The 20,858-nt window shown below is 59.4% G+C and carries 17 protein-coding genes and 1 pseudogene; 5 read left to right on the plus strand and 13 right to left on the minus strand.

The genetic code is table 11. The annotated features are described in order from the left end of the window. The first annotated feature begins 34 nt into the window (after positions 1 to 34). On the plus strand, positions 35 to 1,417 hold the full coding sequence (locus CKW17_RS23555; protein WP_095122024.1) for an MFS transporter: 1,383 nt from the start codon (positions 35 to 37) through the stop codon (positions 1,415 to 1,417). A 118-nt stretch (positions 1,418 to 1,535) separates the two neighbouring features. Here the strand turns inward: CKW17_RS23555 and CKW17_RS23560 are convergent, their stop codons facing one another. The 3 genes from CKW17_RS23560 to CKW17_RS23570 form a co-directional block, all read right to left on the minus strand. Beyond that, a complete protein-coding gene (locus tag CKW17_RS23560) occupies positions 1,536 to 2,489 on the minus strand; it encodes an adenosine deaminase (protein ID WP_042557518.1) in 954 nt (317 codons plus the stop codon). Between the two features lie 80 nt (positions 2,490 to 2,569). After that, positions 2,570 to 3,535 (minus strand): 2-oxoglutarate and iron-dependent oxygenase domain-containing protein, encoded by a 966-nt coding sequence (locus CKW17_RS23565; RefSeq protein ID WP_095122026.1) that lies wholly within the window; start codon positions 3,533 to 3,535, stop codon positions 2,570 to 2,572. Positions 3,536 to 3,682: 147 nt separating this feature from the next. After that, positions 3,683 to 4,756: a BMP family ABC transporter substrate-binding protein gene (locus tag CKW17_RS23570; RefSeq protein WP_095122028.1), complete on the minus strand. Its 1,074-nt coding sequence runs from the start codon at positions 4,754 to 4,756 to the stop codon at positions 3,683 to 3,685. 287 nt (positions 4,757 to 5,043) lie between these two features. Between CKW17_RS23570 and CKW17_RS23575 the strand changes: the two genes are divergently transcribed. Next, positions 5,044 to 6,135, plus strand: a complete 1,092-nt coding sequence (locus CKW17_RS23575) for a calcium:proton antiporter (protein WP_095122030.1) — start codon at positions 5,044 to 5,046, stop codon at positions 6,133 to 6,135. Positions 6,136 to 6,257: 122 nt separating this feature from the next. On the opposite strand, the gene CKW17_RS23580 is transcribed toward CKW17_RS23575, so the two are convergent. The 3 genes and pseudogenes from CKW17_RS23580 to CKW17_RS23590 form a co-directional block, all read right to left on the minus strand. After that, complete coding sequence (locus CKW17_RS23580) at positions 6,258 to 7,616, minus strand: 8-oxoguanine deaminase (protein WP_095122032.1); 1,359 nt, start codon at positions 7,614 to 7,616, stop codon at positions 6,258 to 6,260. A 255-nt stretch (positions 7,617 to 7,871) separates the two neighbouring features. Continuing rightward, a complete protein-coding gene (locus CKW17_RS23585) occupies positions 7,872 to 8,555 on the minus strand; it encodes an SDR family oxidoreductase (protein ID WP_095122034.1) in 684 nt (227 codons plus the stop codon). A 25-nt stretch (positions 8,556 to 8,580) separates the two neighbouring features. Next, positions 8,581 to 8,754: pseudogene (locus CKW17_RS23590) on the minus strand (MerR family transcriptional regulator); the annotation flags it as partial. A 114-nt stretch (positions 8,755 to 8,868) separates the two neighbouring features. Between CKW17_RS23590 and CKW17_RS23595 the strand changes: the two are divergent. Next, on the plus strand, positions 8,869 to 9,303 hold the full coding sequence (locus CKW17_RS23595) for a hypothetical protein (protein ID WP_095122049.1): 435 nt from the start codon (positions 8,869 to 8,871) through the stop codon (positions 9,301 to 9,303). Positions 9,304 to 9,343: 40 nt separating this feature from the next. Here the strand turns inward: CKW17_RS23595 and CKW17_RS23600 are convergent, their stop codons facing one another. The 7 genes from CKW17_RS23600 to CKW17_RS23630 all read right to left on the minus strand — a co-directional run bounded on the left by CKW17_RS23600 (position 9,344) and on the right by CKW17_RS23630 (position 17,339). Beyond that, a complete protein-coding gene (locus tag CKW17_RS23600) occupies positions 9,344 to 10,270 on the minus strand; it encodes an ABC transporter permease (RefSeq protein WP_095122036.1) in 927 nt (308 codons plus the stop codon). Continuing rightward, positions 10,270 to 11,376: an ABC transporter permease gene (locus CKW17_RS23605; protein WP_095122038.1), complete on the minus strand. Its 1,107-nt coding sequence runs from the start codon at positions 11,374 to 11,376 to the stop codon at positions 10,270 to 10,272. Before CKW17_RS23605 ends, CKW17_RS23600 begins: the two co-directional genes overlap by 1 nt. Before the next feature lie 13 nt (positions 11,377 to 11,389). Then, positions 11,390 to 12,937, minus strand: coding sequence for an ABC transporter ATP-binding protein (locus CKW17_RS23610; protein WP_095122040.1), 1,548 nt, complete (start codon positions 12,935 to 12,937; stop codon positions 11,390 to 11,392). A gap of 643 nt (positions 12,938 to 13,580) precedes the next feature. After that, positions 13,581 to 14,162, minus strand: coding sequence for a YigZ family protein (locus tag CKW17_RS23615; protein WP_095122042.1), 582 nt, complete (start codon positions 14,160 to 14,162; stop codon positions 13,581 to 13,583). Positions 14,163 to 14,169: 7 nt separating this feature from the next. Then, positions 14,170 to 14,820 (minus strand): TetR/AcrR family transcriptional regulator, encoded by a 651-nt coding sequence (locus CKW17_RS23620; protein WP_016987357.1) that lies wholly within the window; start codon positions 14,818 to 14,820, stop codon positions 14,170 to 14,172. An 88-nt stretch (positions 14,821 to 14,908) separates the two neighbouring features. Next, positions 14,909 to 16,297 (minus strand): uracil-xanthine permease family protein, encoded by a 1,389-nt coding sequence (locus CKW17_RS23625; RefSeq protein ID WP_095122044.1) that lies wholly within the window; start codon positions 16,295 to 16,297, stop codon positions 14,909 to 14,911. A gap of 121 nt (positions 16,298 to 16,418) precedes the next feature. Next, positions 16,419 to 17,339 carry a LysR family transcriptional regulator gene (locus CKW17_RS23630; RefSeq protein ID WP_064387741.1) on the minus strand — a complete coding sequence of 307 codons (921 nt, stop codon included), beginning with the start codon at positions 17,337 to 17,339 and terminating at the stop codon, positions 16,419 to 16,421. A 138-nt stretch (positions 17,340 to 17,477) separates the two neighbouring features. Between CKW17_RS23630 and CKW17_RS23635 the strand changes: the two genes are divergently transcribed. After that, complete coding sequence (locus CKW17_RS23635) at positions 17,478 to 18,827, plus strand: aspartate aminotransferase family protein (RefSeq protein ID WP_007914732.1); 1,350 nt, start codon at positions 17,478 to 17,480, stop codon at positions 18,825 to 18,827. A gap of 76 nt (positions 18,828 to 18,903) precedes the next feature. Then, the gene (locus CKW17_RS23640; protein WP_038360740.1) at positions 18,904 to 20,397 is read left to right on the plus strand and encodes a CoA-acylating methylmalonate-semialdehyde dehydrogenase; all 1,494 of its coding nucleotides are present in this window, start codon (positions 18,904 to 18,906) and stop codon (positions 20,395 to 20,397) included. Positions 20,398 to 20,858: the final 461 nt, after the last annotated feature.

Consider the following 20,858-nt stretch of genomic DNA (forward strand, 5'->3'; position numbering starts at 1 on the left):
TCGATCCGGGGACATTTCGGATGGGGGACGCGGTATGGATAATCAAGGCTACAGTGCGGCAGAACGCTTGGAACGACTGCCGATCAGCGGTTATCACCGGATCATTTTTATCATCATCGCTCTGGCGTTTTTCTTCGACTCCATGGATCTGGCGATGATGACGTTCCTGCTCGGCTCGATCAAAGCCGAGTTCGGCTTGAGCAGTGCGCACTCTGGACTGCTCGCCAGTTCGAGCTTTTTCGGCATGGTGCTGGGGGCTTCGCTGTCCGGCATGCTCGCCGATCGCTTCGGGCGCAAACCGGTGTTTCAGTGGAGCATCGTGCTGTGGGGCGTGGCCAGCTATCTGTGCTCGACGGCGCAAACGGTCGAGATGCTGACGCTGTTCCGCATCCTGTTGGGGATTGGCATGGGCATGGAGTTTCCCATCGCCCAGTCGATGTTGTCCGAGCTGATTCCAGCGCAACGCCGCGGGCGCTATATCGCGTTGATGGATGGCTTCTGGCCGCTGGGGTTCGTTGCGGCCGGCGTACTGTCTTACTTCCTGTTGCCGCTGATTGGCTGGCGCGACATCTTTCTGGTGTTGGCGGTGCCGGCGGTGTTTGTGCTAGCGATTCGCTTTTTCATTCCCGAGTCACCGCGCTGGCTGGAACAGGCTGGAAAGCTTGAAGCGGCAGACAAGGTCTTGAACGGCATAGAGGCGCGGGTACGTTCGTCACTCGGTGGTGCCGCGTTGCCGGAACCGCTGCGCTTGCCGCGCACCGTGACGCCGCCGGGCGATTTCTTTGCGGCGCTCAAACAGATCTGGTCGCCGCAGTATCGCCAGCGCACGACGATGATCTGGAGCCTGTGGTTCTTCGCGCTGCTCGGCTTTTATGGGCTGACGTCGTGGTTGAGTGCATTGCTGCAACAGTCGGGTTTCGCCGTGACGCAGTCGGTGTATTACACCGTGCTGATATCCCTGGGCGGGATTCCCGGGTTCTTGATGGCGGCGTGGCTGGTCGAGCGCTGGGGGCGTAAACCGGTGTGCATCGTCACCTTGCTCGGTGGTGGGGTGATGGCGTTTCTCTACGGCCAGAGCGCAGTGTTCGGCGGTAACGTTACGCTGCTGATCGGCACCGGACTGTTGATGCAGTTTTTCCTGTTCGGCATGTGGGCGGTGCTCTACACCTACACGCCGGAGCTGTATCCGACGTCGGCGCGGGCGACAGGCTCTGGGTTTGCCTCGGCAATTGGCCGCGTGGGTTCGCTGCTCGGGCCGTTGGTGACCGGGCTGGTGTTCCCGATTACCGGGCAGGGCGGGGTGTTCGCGCTGGGCGCTGCGTGTTTCGCGATAGCGGCGGGGGTGGTGTGGCTGTTCGGGATGGAGACGCGGGGGAAAACCCTGGAAGAGCTGACTGAAACCCAATCCATCGGCTAACACCGATCCAATGTAGGAGTGAGCCTGCTCGCGATAGCGGAGTGTCAGACATAGATTTTTTAGCTGACACTCCGCTATCGCGAGCAGGCTCACTCCTACAAGGGTTTTGCGGTGTTGCTTAGGGTTTTACCAGTCGCGCATCCAGGCTGTTTTGCGCCAGGCGCTTGGCCTGATCCTGGGTCATGCCCAAGTGCTCGTACAGCGCATGGAAGTTCTCGGTCACATAACCACCAAAGTACGCCGGGTCATCGGAGTTCACCGTGACCTTCACGCCACGCTCGAGCATGTCGAGAATGTTGTGCTGCGACATGTGATCGAACACGCAAAGCTTGGTGTTCGACAACGGGCACACGGTCAGCGGGATCTGTTCGTCGATGATCCGCTGCATCAAACGCTCGTCTTCGATAGCGCGTACGCCATGGTCGATGCGCTGGATTTTCAGCAGGTCGATGGCTTCCCAGATGTACTCCGGCGGGCCTTCTTCGCCGGCGTGGGCAACGGTCAGGAAGCCTTCGTGGCGGGCACGGTCGAATACGCGCTGGAACTTGCTCGGCGGGTGACCCATCTCGGAGCTGTCGAGACCGACCGCGACAAACGCGTCACGGAACGGCAGCGCTTGATCGAGGGTTTTCTCGGCTTCTTCTTCGCTCAAGTGGCGCAGGAAGCTGAGGATCAAACCGCTGGTGATGCCCAGTTGCTGCTCGCCATCCTTCAATGCCGCGGCGATGCCGTTGAGCACCACTTCGAACGGGATGCCGCGGTCGGTGTGGGTCTGCGGGTCGAAGAACGGTTCGGTGTGAATCACGTTCTGTGCTTTGCAGCGCAGCAGGTAAGCCCAGGTCAGGTCGTAGAAATCCTGCGAGGTGCGCAACACGTCCGCGCCCTGGTAATACAGGTCGAGGAATTCCTGCAGGTTGTTGAAGGCGTATGCCTTGCGCAGGGTTTCCACGTCGTTCCACGGCAGGGCGATCTTGTTGCGTTCGGCCAGGGCGAACAGCAGCTCAGGCTCCAGCGAGCCTTCCAGATGCAGGTGCAGTTCAGCCTTGGGCAAGGCGTTGAGCCAGTCGTACATATTCTTTTCTCATCAGGTGCAATGGCGGCATTCTACAGATGCTCGCCGAAACAATTGGCAAAACCTGACCAAGCGATCCATCACACGGCTTCCTGCTCACGGCGATAAGCGTAGGTATCGGCGAAGCGCGACAGCAGGAATTCGGCGCAGGTGGTGGTCGGATATTTCGCTGGATGCTGTGCGTCCTGACAGCCGGGCAGGCATTCGATGCGCGTGTCCGGGTGTGGCTCGGCAAAGAACGGCATCGAGTAGCGATCCACGCCGAGCGGGCTGATCACCCGGTGCGGGGTCGAGCGATAACGGTCGTTGCTCCAGCGCGCCATCATGTCGCCGAGGTTGACCACGAAAGTGCCGTCGATCGGTGGCGCGTCGATCCATTCGCCTTTGACGTTCTTCACTTGCAGACCGCCGGCGCTGTCCTGATAGAGCAGGGTGATGCAGCCGTAATCGGTATGCGCGCCGGCGCCTTGTTGCTCGGCCGAACTGGCAGTGTGGCGCGGTGGGTAATGGATCATGCGCAGCACGCTGACCGGGTCGACGAAGCGGCTGTCGAAGAAGTCGCGTTCGATGTCGAGGGCGATAGTCATCGCACGCAGCAGGGTTTGCGCGAGGGCCTGCATGTCGAGGTAATGCTGCTCCATCAACTCAGCCCATCCGGTTTGCGCCGGATGACGGTTCGGCCCGCGCAGCGGTTTTTCTGCGAGCACGTCAGGATGATTGGCTGGGAGGTGCAGGCCCATGTCGAAGGTTTCTTTGAGGTCGCTGGGTTTGCTCGGGTCGAGTTGCTCGGTGGCGATGGCGCCGTAGCCGCGATGGTGGCGGGTCTGGGTGATGTCGATCTTGAGTTTTTCTGCGGCGGGCAGGGCAAAAAAACGCTGAGTCTGATCGAGCACCGCGTCGATGCGTTGCGCCGAAATCGGGTGGCCCTTGATGTAGAAGAAACCCCATTCGCGGCAGGCGTGGTCGATTTGCTCGGCCACGGCGGGCCAGGCGTTTTCGTCGGCGGAATAGAGCGGGCTGATGTCGATGATCGGAAGCTGATCCATACACAATCCTTGAAAGTACGGGAGATCGTTCCCACGCTCCGCGTGGGAACGCCTCAATGGACGCTCTGCGTCCGCTTTTGGCAGGGACGCGGAGCGTCCCGGGCGGCATTCCCACGCAGAGCGTGGGAACGATCGGGGTCAGGGGGATTACTTCGGCATCTCAGCCTTCATGCCTTCAACGTAATAGTTCATCGACGCCAGTTCCGCCGTGGTCGCACTCACACCCGCCGGGATTTTCTCGACCCCGGCCTGATCCTTGATCGGCCCGGTGAACGGTTGCAGCGTGCCACTCTTGATGTCGGCAATGATCTGCTCGGCCTCGGCTTTCACTGGCGCCGGCACCAGATCGCTGATCGGCAACTCAACCGTACCTTCCTTCAGTCCACCCCAGTAATCCTGGGATTTCCAGGTGTGATCGATCACGCTTTGCGTCGCTTGAATATAGTGCGGCGCCCAGTCGTTGACGATCGAGGTCAGCACGGCTTTCGGCCCGAAGTGCGCCATGTCCGAGGCGTAACCCACCGCGTATACGCCGCGACGTTCGGCGGCTTGAATCGGCGCCGGGCTATCGGTGTGCTGGAACACCACGTCGACGCCTTGATCGATCAGCGCGTTGGCGGCATCGGCTTCCTTGCCCGGATCGAACCACGAGTTGACCCACACCACTTTAATCTCGGTGCCCGGGTTGTACTTGTTCAAGGCCAGTTGAATCGAGTTGATATCGCGGATCACCTCGGGGATCGGGAACGAAGCGACGTAACCGATCTTTTTGGTCTTGGTCATCTTCGCTGCGAGGAAACCGCCGACGTAGCGACCCTCGTAAGTGCGCGCCAGATAGGTGCCGAGGTTCTTGTCTTGCTTGTAGCCGGTGGCGTGTTCGAAGGTCACCTTGGGAAACTGCTTGGCGACTTTGACAGTGGGATTCATGTAGCCGAAAGAGGTGGTGAAGATCAGGTCGTACTTGTCCTTGGCCATGTTGCGGATCACTCGCTCGGCGTCGGCACCTTCGGCGACGTTCTCGACGTAGTTGGTGGTGATCTGATTGCCGAACTTCTCCGCGAGTGCCTTGCGCCCCTGCTCATGCTGATACGTCCAGCCATGGTCACCGATCGGGCCGATGTAAACGAAACCGACCTTCAGCGGATCGGCAGCGCTGGCGCTCAGACTGATCCCCAGACAGAGGGCGGCGCACAGCAGTTTGTGCAGCGGACGTATTTGCATGAATTGGAGCTCCATTTTGTTGTGTGTGGTCAGGGCCAATGCAAATTGCTGACCAACAGGACAACAAACAATCCGAAACCGCGTAACGGCCATCGCGAGCAGGCTCACTCCTACAGGGGAATGCGGTCAACTGTAGGAGTGAGCCTGCTCGCGATAGCGCCCTCAAGGCCAATAAAAGTGCAACTGCCAAAAGCCCTGCCATCGCTTGGTGCGCTAAGGTGTAACGAAACGTTAGCGCCGCCCCGCAGTCAGTAGCTCATTCGCACTCTTCGGTAAAAGGCCCGTCCATGCTCACCCTCCTCAAGCAAGAAAGCTTTCTGCTCCTGGCCGTCATCGCCGCGTGCGTCGCCTATCCGTTGGAACACTGGATGCTGCACAGCGGCCAGATCGTCGCGCTGACTGCCGGCCTGGTGCTGATCGCTTTCATCGTCGCCGCCTCGATGCGTGTCGCCCATCACGCCGAATTGCTCGCCGAAAAGGTCGGTGACCCTTACGGCACGATGATCCTCACGCTCGCGGCCGTGCTGGTCGAAGTGGTGATTCTGGCAATCATGATGAGCAACGAAGCGTCGCCCACACTGGTGCGCGACACGATTTATTCCGCCGTGATGCTCGACATCAACGGCATCCTCGGCCTCGCCGCGCTAATGGGCGGGATCAAGCACGGCGAACAGTCGTACAACGACGATTCCGCGCGCAGCTACAGCGTGATGATCCTCACCGCCATGGGCGTGTCGATGGTGGTACCGGAGTTTATTCCCGAGGCGAACTGGAAGATTTATTCGGCGTTCACCATCGGTGCGATGGTGGTGCTTTACGCGTTGTTTCTGCGCATGCAAGTCGGCCCGCACAGTTACTTTTTCAGCTACAGCTACCCGGACAAACGCCGCAAGAAAGAACCGCAGGACGCGCAGGCGAAAGCACCGGGCATCGGCCTGTCGATCGGCATTCTGGTGTTTGGCATTGTGGTGATCGGCGCATTGGCCGAAGTGATGTCGAAGACCCTCGATCTGGGCCTGGAAGGCACGGGCGCACCGCCGGTGATCACGGCGATTCTGGTCGCGGCGATTTCCGCGGCGCCGGAGATTTTGACCGCGTTGCGTGCAGCGTTGGCCAACCGCATGCAGTCGGTGGTGAACATTGCGATGGGCGCGTCACTGTCGACGGTGATTCTGACCGTGCCAGTGATGGAGGCGATGGCGTTGTACACCGGCCAACCGTTTCAAATGGCGATGACGCCGGTGCAGACGGTGATGATCTTCATCACGCTGATCGTCAGCGCGATCAACCTGAATGATGGCGAGACCAATGCCATCGAAGGCATGACCCACTTCGTGCTGTTTGCGACGTTCATCATGTTGTCCCTGCTCGGTCTCTAAGCCGACCACAAAACAAGTGTAGGAGTGAGCCTGCTCGCGATCGCGGTGTGTCAGAAACAGATTTCTCAACTGACACACCGCGATCGCGAGCAGGCTCACTCCTACAGGAATTGGTGATCGGATCAGGTGCCGGCGATCAACTGGCGAGCCGCCTGGCTGTGATCGGCGATCAGGCCTTTCAGATCCAGCCCTTCAACCTGGCCATCCACCACACGCCACTTGCCGCCAATCATCACCCGATCCGCACGATCCGCGCCGCACAACAGCAGCGCCGAAATCGGATCGTGGCTGCCGGAGAAACGCAGCTCATCGAGCTTGAACAACGCCAGATCCGCCTGCTTGCCCACGGCAATCTCACCAATATCGGTACGGCCCAGCAAGCTCGCCGACCCCTTGGTCGCCCAGCCCAGAACGCGCTCCGGCGTAATCTTCTCGGCGCCATAACGCAGACGCTGGATGTACAACGCCTGACGCGCTTCGAGAATCATGTTCGAGGCATCGTTGGACGCCGAACCATCCACGCCCAGACCAAACAGCGCACCGGCGTCAGTCAGATCGATACTCGGGCAGATGCCGGAAGCCAAGCGCATGTTCGAGCTCGGGCAATGGCAAATACCGGTGCCCGCCTGGCCGAGGCGAGCGATCTCGTCCGGGTTGAAGTGGATGCCGTGGGCCAGCCAGGTGCGCGGGCCGAGCCAGCCGACGCTGTCGAGATAATCGACGGTGCGCAGGCCGAAACGCTGCAGGCAGAAATCTTCTTCATCGAGGGTTTCGGCCAGATGCGTGTGCAGACGCACGTCGAGCTTGTTCGCCAATTCGGCGCTGGCCGACATGATTTCCGGGGTTACCGAGAACGGCGAGCACGGTGCCAGGGCGATCTGGATCTGCGCGCCGTCGCCACGTTCGTGGTACTCGTGAATCAGGCGCTGACTGTCGTCGAGAATCACTTGGCCTTCCTGCACGGTCTGCTGCGGCGGCAGGCCGCCGTCCTTCTCGCCGAGGCTCATCGAACCGCGAGTGAGCATGGCGCGCATGCCCAGTTCACGGACGGTTTCGACTTGCACGTCGATGGCGTTTTCCAGACCGTCCGGGAACAGGTAGTGGTGGTCGGCAGCGGTGGTGCAGCCCGACAGCAATAGTTCAGCCAAAGCCACTTTGGTGGCGAGCGCAAGTTTCTCGGGTGTCAGACGTGCCCACACCGGGTACAGGGTTTTCAACCAAGGGAACAACGGCTGATTGACCACCGGCGCCCAAGCGCGAGTCAGGGTTTGATAGAAATGATGGTGAGTGTTGATCAGGCCCGGCAGGATCACATGCTCGCGGGCATCGAACACTGCATTGCACGGCGCCGACGGCTGTTGGCCGGCAGCCAGTACTTCGACGATGACACCGTCTTGCACAACAAGACCGCCACGGGCATCGAGCTCGTTGGAAGTGAAAATGGCGAGGGGGTTTTTTAACCAGGTACGGGTCGCGGGCATGTTGCCGGCTCCTCTGAAAATGGGGTTCAGGGTTGCCAGCTCAGTGATGCCCTGTCTGCTGATCCAGGGTCGCCGCGGGGGACGAGGTGCGCAGTTTCAAACAAATTGTTGCAGCGGGCAAGCCCAACCCGACCATTCACCACGGTCCCTTGTAGGAGTGAGCCTGCTCGCGATAGCGGTGTATCAGGCAACACTTTTGCTGAATGACACACCGCTATCGCGAGCAGGCTCACTCCTACAATGGGTTTCGTGGGGTTACCAAGGAATCGTTTCACCCTTGTAGTTGATGAAGTGATGCCCGCCCTTGCCGGTATACGCATTCACCTGATCAACCAACCCACGGGTGCTGGTTTCCACATCCAGATCCGCGCCTTCGCCACCCATATCCGTCTTCACCCAACCCGGATGCAGCGACAGCACTGTCATCTTCTGCTCACCCAGTTGCGTGACAAAACTGTTGGTCATCGAATTCAGCGCAGCCTTGCTCGCCTTGTACAACGCCAGTTCCGGCGCGTCTGGCATGGTCACGCTGCCGAGCACTGAGCTCATGAACGCCAGCACGCCGCTGCCGTCACGGATCTGCCCGACAAAACGCTGGGCCAGAATGATCGGTGCCACCGCGTTGGTGAAGAACAACTGACCGACTTCGGCCAATGTAGCGCCGCCCGGGGTCTGATCGGCCGGGCCTTTGACCCCGGCGTTGACGAACAGCAAATCAAATGTTTCGCCCTTGAGTTGCTGACTCAAAGCGATCACCGCTTGCTGATCGTCCATGTCGAGCTTCTCGATCCGCACCTTGCCTAATGCTTGGAGCGCATCGGCATTGGCAGGGTTGCGCACGGTGGCGGTGACTTGCCAGCCGTCGGCCAGCAGGGTTTTCACCAGACCGAGGCCCAGGCCCCGGGAGGCGCCGATGATCAGTGCGTTTTTTGCAGACATGAGGGGCTTCCTTGATGAATGAGGATCATGGATTCAATGGACAGGCCTGACCGAGGCGAAGTTGCAGCTCCTGCCGCAGTACGTCGAGTTCGCCCATGCGGTTTTCAATCAATTGCAGTTTATCGCGCAGCAACTGCGCCACGGCGTTGTCCGGATCGGGGGCGTTCCACAACGCCGCGACACTGTCGCCGATCTCGCCGAATGGCCTGGGCTAATTCACCGATGCGCATGGCGTGTCTCAAAAGGGCTATTGACCCTGGAGCATACTCCAGGCTTTACCGTGGATGCTCCCTGAATTTCTGGAGCATGGATGATGTGGACTTCAACGCAATATCGCAACGTGGTGCGCGGCAGCGCCTGGTATGACCTGATCGTCACGGCGGCGTTTGCCACACCGTGGAGTTTTGCGCTGGTGCATGGGCTGTTGAGTGCGCTGGATTTACCCGGAGAATTGCCGGTGTTTCAGCCTGTGCACATGTTGATGTCGAATCTGTTGGGGTCGGTGGTGTGTGTTTGGGCGGTGCTGCGGATTCGTGATCCGCAGGCGCTTTATGGAAGGTATGACGCAGTGGCCAGATTTTTGTTTGCGGCTTGGCAGGGGTATGCCTTGGCCCATGGCGCAAGTTCGATCCTGCTGATTTTCCTGGTTTTCGAACTGGCGTGGGGCATTGCTCAGGTGTTGCCTGTTGAAAAGCCATCGCGAGCAGGCTCACTCCTACAAGGGAATTGTGAACCCGATCCAATGTAGGAGTGAGCCTGCTCGCGATAGGGCCAACAAGGTCAACGCATTAATGCCCCGCCTGCCAAGGCTGCCCAAGCGAAACCGGCGCATACAACCGCGTCCGCAACGCATCCCGCGACAACAACACCAACACCACAATCGTCGCGACATACGGCAACATCGCCAGCAAACTCGACGGAATCGCCAGCCCCAACCCCTGCGCCACCAAGTGCAGGATACTGGCGAGGCCAAACAGATACGCCCCAAGCAACAACCGCCACACTCGCCAACTGGCAAACACCACCAGCGCCAACGCAATCCAGCCACGCCCGGCAGTCATGTTTTCCGCCCACATCGGTGTGTACGCCAGCGACAGATAAGCCCCGGCCAACCCGGCCATCGCCCCGCCAAACAGCACTGCCAACGTGCGCACGGTCAACACCGGCAGCCCCATCGCACTGGCCGCATCCGGATTCTCACCCACGGCTTGAATGATCAGCCCGACACGACTTTTGATGATTACCCACGCCACCAGCGTAAACAGCGCGAACGACAGATACACCAGCAGATCCTGGGCAAACAGCATCCGCCCGATCAGCGGAATCTCACTCAGATAAGGAATCGCCAACGGCTCAAAACCGGCCAGCGGTTTACCCACCCAGGCCGCGCCGACAAACGTCGACAGCCCGACACCAAAAATCGTCAGCGCCAACCCGGTCGCCACCTGATTGGCGTTGAACACCAGTGCCACCAAGGCAAACAGCGACGACAGCAACATCCCGGCCAGCATCGCCAACAACACGCCAAGCCACAAGTTGCCGCTGTTCAGCGCAACGATAAAACCGATCACCGCGCCAAACAGCATCATCCCTTCCTGCCCAAGATTGAGCACGCCGCTCTTCTCGCAGATCAGCTCCCCCAGTGCCACCAGCAACAGCGGCGTGCCGCAACGCACCATGGCGTAGAAAATATTGCTCAACAGATCGATATCCATCACAGCGCTCCGGCGGTTACGGCAGTAGTCGAGGTGCGCTTCACCCAGCGCAGGTTCAGGCGTGGCCGATAGAGGATCAGCACGTCACTGGCGAGCAGGAAAAACAGCATCATTCCCTGAAACAACTGGGTGATCGCTTGCGGCAGGTTCATCGTCATTTGCGCGCTCTCGCCGCCGATGTACAGCAGCGCCATCAGCAAACTCGAAAACAGAATTCCGATTGGATTGAGTCGCCCGAGAAACGCCACGGTAATCGCCGCATAGCCATACCCCGGCGACACCTGCGGCACCAATTGGCCGATCGGCCCGGTCACTTCGCAGACACCCGCCAGCCCGGCCAAGCCGCCGCTGATCAACAGCGCCAGCCAGATCAAACGTTTCTCGCGAAAGCCGACAAACCCCGCCGCACGCTTGTCCAGGCCAAGCACTTTGATCTGGAAACCGATAAAGCTTTTCTGCAACAACACCCACACCGCGACCAGTGCGAGCAGGGCGAAATACACCCCGGCGTGCACGCGGCCATCCTCCATCAACAGCGGCAAACGGCTGGCGTCACCGAACATCGCCGACTCGGGAAAGTTGAATCCGGCCGGATCCTTCAGCGGCCCGTGCACGCAGAACAGCAGCAGGTTCAGCGCGATGTAATTGAGCATGATGCTGGTGAGAATTTCGTTGGCGTTGAAGCGTGTGCGCAACCACGCGGTCAGCCCCGCCCAAGCGGCGCCGGCGAGGGTGCCAGTGAGCAGAATAAATACCAGCGCCCAACGACTTTGCATGCCGATGATGTTCACCGCCAAGGCACTACCTGCGAGGGCGCCGAGGAGTAATTGACCTTCGGCGCCGATGTTCCAGATTCGCGCCTGATACGCCACTGCCAGGCCCAGCGCGCAAAGCAGAATCGGTAGCGCTTTGACCAGTAATTCAGAGACGCCATACAAGTCGCTGACCGGCGCGATCAGCAGCGTGTGCAAGGTTTGCAACGGGTCGTGGCCAAGAGCGATAAACAGCAGCGAGCCGCAGCCAAGCGTCAGCGCCGCTGCCAGTAACGGCGAGCACCACAGCATCAGGCGCGATTGCTGGCCACGGGGTTCGAGGGAAAGCAGCATGAGTAAAACTCCGTTAAACCGTGGCGGCAGAAGGTGGGTTGTCGAACTGGCCGGCCATCCAGCCGCCGACGTCGCTGAGTTGGGTATCGGTGGTGTTGTGCAGCGCCGACAAACGTCCACCGCACAACGCGCCGAGGCGGTCGCTGATCTGGAACAGTTCGTCGAGGTCTTCGGAGATCACCAGAATCGCCGCGCCGGCATCGCGCAACGCGATCAGCGCGCGGTGAATGGTCGCGGCAGCACCGACGTCGACGCCCCAGGTCGGGTGCGCGGCGATCAGCAGTTTCGGTTGCTGGAGAATTTCCCGGCCAAGGATGAATTTCTGCAGATTGCCGCCGGACAAACTGCGCGCGGCGGTTTGCGTGTCCGGGGTTTTCACGCCGAAGCGCTGAATGATCTGTCGGGCGAGGGCTTCGACTTTGCCGCGTTCGATCAAACCGTGGCTGACCAAGCCTTGTTGGAACGCGGTAAGCAGAGCGTTATCGGCCAGACTCAATTCCGGCACCGCGCCATGACCGAGACGCTCGGCAGGCACGAATGCCAGACCCAGTTTGCGTCGTGCATCGGGACGTAAGTCGGCGACGTGTTGCTCAGCGAAGCGAATGGTTGCCGCTTCGACCCGAGGCAATGTTTGTTCACCACTGAGCAGGGCGAGCAATTCATCCTGACCGTTGCCCGCGACCCCGGCGATGCCAACGATTTCACCGCTGCGTACTTGCAGATTAATGTCCGCCAAAGAGCAACCAAACGGGTCCGGGTTATGCCAACTCAATCCGCTCACCCGCAAAAATGCCGCGCCGCCGCTGACCTTCGGATAGTCGCCAATCAACGCCGCCGCTTCCCCCACCATCATCTGCGCCAATTGCTGATCCGAACATTCGGCAGGCACGCAATGTCCGGCGACACGCCCGCCGCGCAGAACCGTCGCGCTATGACACAACGCACGCACTTCACCAAGCTTGTGGCTGATAAACAGAATGCTGCAGCCTTCGGCAGCGAGGCGGCGCAGGGTGATGAACAATTCCTCGGCCTCTTGCGGCGTCAGCACCGAAGTCGGTTCGTCGAGAATCAACAGGCGAATGTCCTGCATCAGGCAGCGAATGATTTCCACGCGCTGGCGCTCACCGATCGACAGGCTGTGGACAACTCTTTCGGGTTCCAGCGCCATGCCGTAACGGCGCGACACTTCACGAATTTTTGGTTCCAGTTGTTTGGGCGTTCCGGCCGCCGCGCCCATTGCCAGGGCAATGTTCTGCGCCACACTGAGGGTTTCGAACAGCGAGAAATGCTGGAACACCATGCCGATGCCCAACTGCCGCGCCTGGGCCGGATTACGGATGTTGATCCGTTGTCCTTGCCAGAGCATCTCCCCGGCATCGGCTTGGGTGACGCCGTAGATAATCTTCATCAAGGTACTTTTGCCCGCACCGTTTTCACCGAGCAGGGCGTGAATTTCACCGGGCGCGATGCTCAGGTCGATGGCATCGTTGGCCAGACAACCGGGATAACGTTTGCTGATCTGGCGCAGTTGCAGGCGCGGGGTTGCAGGAGCAATGGACATGACAGGCTCGACTTGCTTGGAGTTGTGCCTGTGGATAAAGCAATTTCCTGGCCATTGAGTCAGGAACGCGAGCGGGCCGCATGTGCGAGTACCTGAGGCAGAGCATTGCCTTCAAAATGGGCTGGTCTCACGGCACCAATTCAGAGCAAAGCCGTTGATCGGGCTCCAGTTTTGCCCGCTGACAACTGATCAAAAAACGAGCAAACCCCTGTGGGCTAGGCGGGACCTGCGACTGCGCCAGCCATGAACGGGTTATCCACAGGTTGTTCCACAGTTATTGTGCGCAAGCCGCAAACCCGGGCATAAGCACTGCGGTGCTTTCTTCTAATGGTGATAAACCACGCTAACTGTCTGTTTCTGTTTGAAATTTTCGTTTCGTCGGTTGAATTGAACGAAAAGTGAGCAAACCGCGCAAAGCCACGTGACAGAAGGGTTACAGCGGAATGTACTCAGGTTATCCACAGTCGGGTGCACAGCAGATGTGGGCAACTCCGGGGAATAACGGAAAAGGGTGATGCCCTAAAAGATCGCAGCCTTCGGCAGCTCCTACACGAAAACGCTGATACCGGTATCACCAACGAAATTCATGACAAACCCGGATCCCTGTAGGAGCTGCGGAACGCTGCGATCTTTTGATCCTGCTTCACCGCTGCAACAAAATCCGCCCACGACTCAAATCCGCTAGCTGGGTTTGCAAGACATCGATCTGCGCCTCACCCACCGCTAACTTCAACTCGACCCCGTTCGCCGTGAAGTTTTCCTCCACTACCAATCCACCCAGATCGGCAACGCGCAACTTCACCAACGCCAACTCGGCAAACCCGCAAGCGCAACTCAACGGCACCCGGCTGATCAACTCGACCTTGGCCGCCGTTTGCAGGCACTTGTTCGCGCCACCGCCATATGCCCGGGCCAAACCGCCAGTGCCGAGTTGAATCCCGCCGTACCAACGGATTACCAACACCGCGACCTGATCGCAATCCTGCGCTTCAATCGCCGCCAGAATCGGCCGACCCGCCGTGCCGCCCGGCTCGCCGTCGTCATTGCTGCGATATTGATCGCCGAGCTTCCACGCCCAGCAATTGTGCGAGGCATTCAAGTCGCTGTATTTCTCGAAGAACGCCTGCGCCTCGGCAGGGCTGCCGATCGGCGTGGCGAAGGTGATAAAGCGGCTTTTGCGAATCTCTTCGCGGTATTCGCAAAAACCGCTGAGGGTGAAAGGCATAAACGTCTTATAGAGGAGGAGTGAGGCCGCAGCCTTTGAGAATGATGCGGATCAGGTTGTTGCCGGCGTCTTCCATGTCTTGCTTGGTCAGCTTGCTGCGACCGCTGACGCGACAGATCTGCGTGGCGAAGTCGGCGTAATGCTGAGTGCTGCCCCACAACAGGAAGATCAAATGCACCGGATCGACCGGGTCCATTTTGCCCGCATCGATCCACGCCTGAAACACCGCCGCACGGCCAGTGAACCAGGCGCGGTAATCCTGATTGAAATATTCCGTCAGGCATTCGCCGCCGCTGATCACTTCCATCGCAAAGATTCGCGAGGCCTGCGGCTGACGACGGGAGAATTCCATCTTGGCGCGGATATAGCGGGTCAGCGCTTCGGCCGGATCGTCTTCGGCCGTGAGTGTGTTGAAGGTGCTGTCCCACAACTCGATGATGTTGCTCAGCACCGCCACGTACAAGCCAAGCTTGTTGGTGAAGTAGTAATGCAGGTTCGCCTTGGGCAGCCCGGCATTCTGCGCGATGGTGTTCATGCTGGTGCCTTTGTACCCGTGACGGGCGAACTCGTCTTCGGCGGCTTTGAGGATGGTCTCTTCGTTCTTCTGACGAATGCGGCTGGCGGGTTTGCCGCCATGGGCTGGGACTTCAAAGGTCATAGGCACTTCCGGGTTTGTCTGTGGGTGCAACCAGTTGCGTTGATAGCGCACCCACAGGCATCCGACAAGTCTTTGCGCGATAAAACCGTTACGCCTGTTCGATCTTGTTCAGCGGTGGGTGTGCTTCAGCGGCCTCGGTTTTCGACTCCGGCAGCAGCAGGCACAGGATGATTGCGGTCAGGCCGCCGCTGGTGATCGCTGAATCAAACAGGTTCTGCACCAGTTTCGGCAGCAGGTGCAGCAGGTTCGGTTGTGCGGCGATACCCAGGCCGACGCCGAACGACGTGGCGATGATCAACATGCTGCGTCGATCCAGCGGCGACTGCGCGAGGATGCGCACGCCGGCAGCGGCCACCGCGCCGAACATCACCAGGGTCGCGCCGCCGAGCACCGGTTTCGGAATCTGTTGCAGAACTGCACCGATCATCGGGAACAGGCCGAGACAAAACAGAATCGCGCCGATGTACAGCCCGACGTAGCGGCTGGCGACGCCGGTCAACTGGATCACGCCGTTGTTCTGCGCGAACGTGGTGTTGGGGAAAGCGCTGAAGGTCGCGGCGATCATGCAGCTGACGCCATCGCCGAGTACGCCACCGCGCAAGCGGCTTATATAAGAAGGGCCGCTGATCGGTTGGCGAGCGAGCATGCAATTGGCGGTGAGGTCGCCGACGGTTTCGATGGTGCTGATCAGATAAATCAGCGCGACCGGTAGGAAAGCCGTCCAGTCGAAGCTGAAGCCAAACTTGAACGGCGTAGGAAAACTCACCAGTGGCAAGTCAGGCACCGGCTGCGGCAGCAGTTTCCCACTGAGCCACGCGGCCAGGCTGCCGAGCAGCAAACCGATGATGATTGCCGACAAGCGCACCCATGGCGTGTTCGAGCGGTTGAGCAGAATGATCGTCAGCAACACAAACACGCCCAGCGCCAGATTGCCCGGCGCACCGAAATCCGGCGCATTGAAGCCACCGCCCAGATCGGTGATGCCGACCTTGATCAGGCTGATGCCGATCAGGGTAATGACGATCCCGGTCACCAGCGGCGTAACGACTCGACGCAATTGACCGATGAAGCGGCTGAGGACGATCTGCACGATTGCGCCGAAAAAGCACACGCCGAAGATCATCGCCAGAATGTCTTCCGGGCTGCCGCCACGTTGCTTGACCAGAAAACCGGCTGACAGCACCGCACCGAGAAAGGCGAAACTGGTGCCCTGTAAACAGATCATTCCCGCCCCGATGCCGAACGGCCGCCGCGCCTGAATAAAGGTGCCGACGCCCGAGACCATCAACGCCATGCTGATCAGGTACGGCAAATGCGCGGTCAGCCCGAGGGCCGAGCCGATCACCAGCGGCGGGGTGATGATGCCGACGAAACTGGCGAGTACGTGTTGCAGCGCCGCGAGAGTTGCGGCGAGTGGTTGGGGGCGGTCGTTGAGGCCGTAGATCAGGTCGCTGGATTGTTCGGAATCTGGCTGCATGGCTGAAGGCTTCTTGTTGAAGGATCGAGGTTGATCCTGCTTTGCAAAAAGCTGTCCACTTGCTCAGGTTATTTGTTGAATCTGTTGCTAAGGCCCAACGCCGGCGGGCCTCGGAGGATTTTCAACGCGTCGCCGCCAGACTCTCCAGAAAGCTCTCCAGCACCAAATGAGGGCGCCGGCCCTTGCGCGTGACCGATGCGAGGCTCAAGTCATAAAAACGCGTTTGCGATTTCAGCGCACGCAAGCGACCTTGCTGCACCCAGAGGCTGGCGTAATGATCCGGCAGATAGCCGATGTAGCGTCCGGTCAGAATCAGGAATGCCATGCCTTCACGGTCCGAAGCGCTGGCCGTGCAATTGAGCGCCTGGTAATGCGCCTGAATATCCGCCGGCAACCGAAACGTCGGCGCAATCGCGTCCTGACTGTTCAGGCGTTCGTCATCGAGTTGTTTGTCATCGACATAAAACAACGGATGACCCACCGCGCAATAAAGCAGCGAGCGCTCGCTGTACAACGGTTGATACTCCAGCCCCGACAACGCGCTGGCCTGCGGCACTACGCCGACATGCAGACGCCCATCGAGCACGCCTTGCTCGACTTCATTCGGCGCAATCATGCGGATCTGAATCTGCACATCCGGGCCGCGCTCCTTCAACTGAGCGAGGGCGTGGGTGATGCGCATGTGGGGCAGGGTGACGAGGTTGTCGGTCAGGCCAATGATCAGCTCGCCGCGTAAATGCTGGTGCAGGCCATTGACCTCGGTGCGGAAACTTTCCAGCGCACTCAATAATTGCAGTGCCGACTGATACACCTCGCGACCTTCTTCGGTCAGCGAAAACCCCGCGCGACCACGCTGACACAAACGCAAACCGAGACGCTGCTCCAGGTCGCTCATCTGTTGACTGATCGCCGAGCGACCGATGCCGAGCACGGTTTCCGCTGCCGAGAAGCCGCCGCATTCCACCACGCTGCGAAAAATCCGCAGCAGGCGAATATCAAAGTCACTGACCTGGGCCAGCGGATCGGGGCGACGGCTGCTCATTTTATTGTTCTCATTGTTTAGCAAAGTTCTAACTGAAGGTTAGAAGAGTTGAATTTCACAGACTTTATCCGCGTGGCAATTTAGCTGCAACAACGCTTTCTATCTCCCTGACGCTTATGCCCTGCGAGGTTTTGCCCGATGAACATGCCCGAAAACGCGCCGTCGCCACTGGCCAGCCAACTGAAGCTGGACGCGCACTGGATGCCGTACACCGCCAACCGTAACTTTCAGCGCGACCCGCGTTTGATCGTTGGTGCCGAAGGCAGCTGGCTGATCGACGACAAGGGCCGCCGGGTATACGACTCGCTGTCCGGTCTGTGGACATGCGGCGCCGGTCACACCCGCAAGGAAATTCAGGAGGCTGTCTCGAAACAGTTGGGCACCCTCGATTACTCGCCGGGGTTCCAGTACGGCCACCCGTTGTCGTTCCAGCTGGCCGAGAAAATCACCGAGCTGACCCCGGGCAACCTCAACCACGTGTTCTTCACTGACTCGGGCTCCGAGTGCGCCGACACCGCGGTGAAAATGGTTCGTGCCTACTGGCGCCTGAAAGGTCAGTCGACCAAAACCAAAATGATCGGCCGTGCCCGCGGCTATCACGGCGTGAACATCGCCGGTACCAGCCTCGGCGGCGTCAACGGCAACCGCAAGCTGTTCGGTCAGGCGATGATGGACGTCGATCACCTGCCACACACGCTGCTGGCCAGCAACGCTTTCTCCCGTGGCATGCCGGAGCAGGGCGGTATCGCGCTGGCCGATGAGCTGCTGAAGCTGATCGAACTGCACGACGCTTCGAACATCGCCGCCGTATTCGTGGAACCTATGGCCGGTTCCGCCGGCGTACTGGTGCCGCCGCAGGGTTACCTGAAGCGTCTGCGCGAAATCTGCGATCAGCACAGCATTCTGCTGGTGTTCGACGAAGTGATCACCGGTTTCGGCCGTACCGGCAACATGTTCGGCGCCGACACCTTTGGCGTGACCCCGGACCTGATGTGCATCGCCAAGCAAGTCACCAACGGCGCGATTCCGATGGGCGCGGTGATTGCCAGCTCCGAGATCTACCAGACCTTCATGAATCAGCCGACGCCGGAATACGCCGTGGAATTCCCGCACGGCTACACCTACTCGGCGCACCCGGTGGCTTGCGCCGCAGGTCTTGCAGCACTCGATCTGCTGCAAAAGGAAAACCTGGTGCAAAGCGTGGCGGAAGTCGCGCCGCATTTCGAAAACGCGCTGCACGGTCTGAAAGGTTCGAAGAACGTTATCGACATCCGTAACTTCGGTCTGGCTGGTGCAATCCAGATTGCCGGTCGTGACGGCGACGCTATTGTGCGTCCGTTCGAGGCGGGCATGGCCCTGTGGAAAGCCGGGTTCTACGTACGCTTCGGCGGCGACACCCTGCAGTTCGGCCCAACCTTCAACAGCAAGCCGCAAGACCTTGATCGCCTGTTCGACGCGGTCGGCGAAGTGCTGAACAAGCTCGACTGATTTTTCCTTCTATATATACCTACAAAAACGGGCACTCCTTAACGGGTGCCCGTGGACAAGAATTCAGGAGTTTTCGATGAGCGTTATCCCGCATTTGATCAATGGCGAACTGGTGACCGAGAACGGTCGCGCGGTTGATGTGTTCAACCCGTCCACCGGTCAGGCTATCCACAAGTTGCCACTGGCCAGCCAGGCCACCATCCAGAAAGCCATCGATGCCGCCAAGGCTGCGTTCCCGGCCTGGCGCAACACGCCACCGGCCAAACGCGCCCAGGTGATGTTCCGCTTCAAGCAACTGCTCGAGCAGAACGAAGCACGCATCTCGCAATTGATCAGCGAAGAACACGGCAAGACTCTGGAAGACGCTGCCGGTGAATTGAAGCGCGGCATCGAGAACGTCGAGTTTGCCTGCGCAGCGCCAGAAATCCTCAAGGGTGAGTACAGCCGCAACGTTGGCCCGAACATCGACGCATGGTCGGACTTCCAGCCGCTGGGCATCGTTGCCGGTATCACCCCGTTCAACTTCCCGGCCATGGTGCCGCTGTGGATGTACCCGCTGGCGATCGTTTGCGGCAACTGCTTCATCCTCAAGCCGTCCGAGCGTGATCCAAGCTCGACACTGCTCATCGCTCAGTTGCTGCTGGAAGCCGGTCTGCCGAAAGGCGTGATGAGCGTAGTACACGGTGACAAGACTGCAGTAGACGCGCTGATCGAAGCGCCGGAAGTCAAAGCGCTGAGCTTCGTTGGTTCGACGCCGATTGCCGAGTACATCTACGCCGAAGGCACCAAGCGTGGTAAGCGCGTTCAGGCACTGGGCGGCGCGAAAAACCACGCAGTGCTGATGCCGGATGCCGATCTGGATAACGCCGTCAGCGCACTGATGGGCGCGGCTTACGGTTCCTGTGGCGAGCGCTGCATGGCGATTTCAGTTGCTGTGTGTGTTGGTGATCAAGTGGCTGATGCGCTGGTGGCGAAACTGGTACCGCAGATCCAGGCGCTGAAAATCGGTGCCGGCACTTCGTGCGGTCTGGATATGGGGCCACTGGTCACCGGTCAGGCGCGCGACAAAGTCAGTGGTTACGTTGATGACGGTGTGGCGGCGGGCGCGACCCTGGTGGTCGACGGTCGTGGTTTCAGCGTGGCCGGTCATGAAGAAGGTTTCTTCCTCGGTGGCTGCCTGTTCGACAACGTCACCCCGGAAATGCGCATCTATAAAGAAGAGATCTTCGGCCCGGTACTGTGCATTGTTCGCGTGAACAGCCTGGAAGAGGCCATGCAACTGATCAACGATCACGAATACGGCAACGGCACCTGCATCTTCACCCGTGACGGTGAGGCGGCGCGTCTGTTCTGCGACGAGATTGAAGTCGGCATGGTTGGCGTCAACGTGCCGCTGCCGGTGCCGGTGGCTTACCACAGCTTCGGCGGCTGGAAGCGTTCGCTGTTTGGTGACCTGCATGCGTATGGTCCGGATGGTGTGCGCTTCTATACCCGTCGCAAGGCGATCACTCAGCGCTGGCCGCAGCGTGCCAGCCATGAGGCTTCGCAGTTCGCGTTCCCTAGCTTGTAAGTAGAAGAGCAATGCAATGAAGGCCGACCCCTCGGGGTCGGCCTTCGTGTTTCCGGGGTTTTTTGACCGATGTGACAGAATTATGAAAATAGGTGTTGACGGCAGATTTCAGATGTCTATAATTCGCCCCACTTCCGGCGCAGTCGAAACGGAAAACTCCTTGAGATTCAATGAGTTATGTAGGTTTCGGCAGCAGGTTGCTTCAGTTTATCGAAGCCAGAAGGAAGTTGAAAAAGAGGTGTTGACAGCAGCGTGTAACGCTGTAGAATTCGCCTCCCGCTGACGAGAGATCGGAAGCGCAAGTGGTTGAAGTTGTTGAAGAATTCTTCGAAAACTTCTGAAAATAATCACTTGACAGCAAATGAGGCTGCTGTAGAATGCGCGCCTCGGTTGAGACGAAAGATCTTAACCAACCGCTCTTTAACAACTGAATCAAGCAATTCGTGTGGGTGCTTGTGGAG

Source organism: Pseudomonas sp. Irchel s3f10, from assembly GCF_900187515.1.
In the GTDB taxonomy this organism is placed as follows: Bacteria; Pseudomonadota; Gammaproteobacteria; order Pseudomonadales; family Pseudomonadaceae; genus Aquipseudomonas; species Aquipseudomonas tensinigenes.

What these genes read in the sequence shown, in the direction of transcription:
- CKW17_RS23555 (WP_095122024.1), top strand. Translation starts at nt 35, where the DNA reads ATGGATAATCAAGGCTACAGTGCGGCAGAACGCTTGGAACGACTGCCG.
- CKW17_RS23560 (WP_042557518.1), bottom strand. Translation starts at nt 2,489, where the DNA reads ATGTACGACTGGCTCAACGCCTTGCCCAAGGCTGAACTGCACCTGCAT.
- CKW17_RS23565 (WP_095122026.1), bottom strand. Translation starts at nt 3,535, where the DNA reads ATGGATCAGCTTCCGATCATCGACATCAGCCCGCTCTATTCCGCCGAC.
- CKW17_RS23570 (WP_095122028.1), bottom strand. Translation starts at nt 4,756, where the DNA reads ATGCAAATACGTCCGCTGCACAAACTGCTGTGCGCCGCCCTCTGTCTG.
- CKW17_RS23575 (WP_095122030.1), top strand. Translation starts at nt 5,044, where the DNA reads ATGCTCACCCTCCTCAAGCAAGAAAGCTTTCTGCTCCTGGCCGTCATC.
- CKW17_RS23580 (WP_095122032.1), bottom strand. Translation starts at nt 7,616, where the DNA reads ATGCCCGCGACCCGTACCTGGTTAAAAAACCCCCTCGCCATTTTCACT.
- CKW17_RS23585 (WP_095122034.1), bottom strand. Translation starts at nt 8,555, where the DNA reads ATGTCTGCAAAAAACGCACTGATCATCGGCGCCTCCCGGGGCCTGGGC.
- CKW17_RS23595 (WP_095122049.1), top strand. Translation starts at nt 8,869, where the DNA reads ATGTGGACTTCAACGCAATATCGCAACGTGGTGCGCGGCAGCGCCTGG.
- CKW17_RS23600 (WP_095122036.1), bottom strand. Translation starts at nt 10,270, where the DNA reads ATGGATATCGATCTGTTGAGCAATATTTTCTACGCCATGGTGCGTTGC.
- CKW17_RS23605 (WP_095122038.1), bottom strand. Translation starts at nt 11,376, where the DNA reads ATGCTGCTTTCCCTCGAACCCCGTGGCCAGCAATCGCGCCTGATGCTG.
- CKW17_RS23610 (WP_095122040.1), bottom strand. Translation starts at nt 12,937, where the DNA reads ATGTCCATTGCTCCTGCAACCCCGCGCCTGCAACTGCGCCAGATCAGC.
- CKW17_RS23615 (WP_095122042.1), bottom strand. Translation starts at nt 14,162, where the DNA reads ATGCCTTTCACCCTCAGCGGTTTTTGCGAATACCGCGAAGAGATTCGC.
- CKW17_RS23620 (WP_016987357.1), bottom strand. Translation starts at nt 14,820, where the DNA reads ATGACCTTTGAAGTCCCAGCCCATGGCGGCAAACCCGCCAGCCGCATT.
- CKW17_RS23625 (WP_095122044.1), bottom strand. Translation starts at nt 16,297, where the DNA reads ATGCAGCCAGATTCCGAACAATCCAGCGACCTGATCTACGGCCTCAAC.
- CKW17_RS23630 (WP_064387741.1), bottom strand. Translation starts at nt 17,339, where the DNA reads ATGAGCAGCCGTCGCCCCGATCCGCTGGCCCAGGTCAGTGACTTTGAT.
- CKW17_RS23635 (WP_007914732.1), top strand. Translation starts at nt 17,478, where the DNA reads ATGAACATGCCCGAAAACGCGCCGTCGCCACTGGCCAGCCAACTGAAG.
- CKW17_RS23640 (WP_038360740.1), top strand. Translation starts at nt 18,904, where the DNA reads ATGAGCGTTATCCCGCATTTGATCAATGGCGAACTGGTGACCGAGAAC.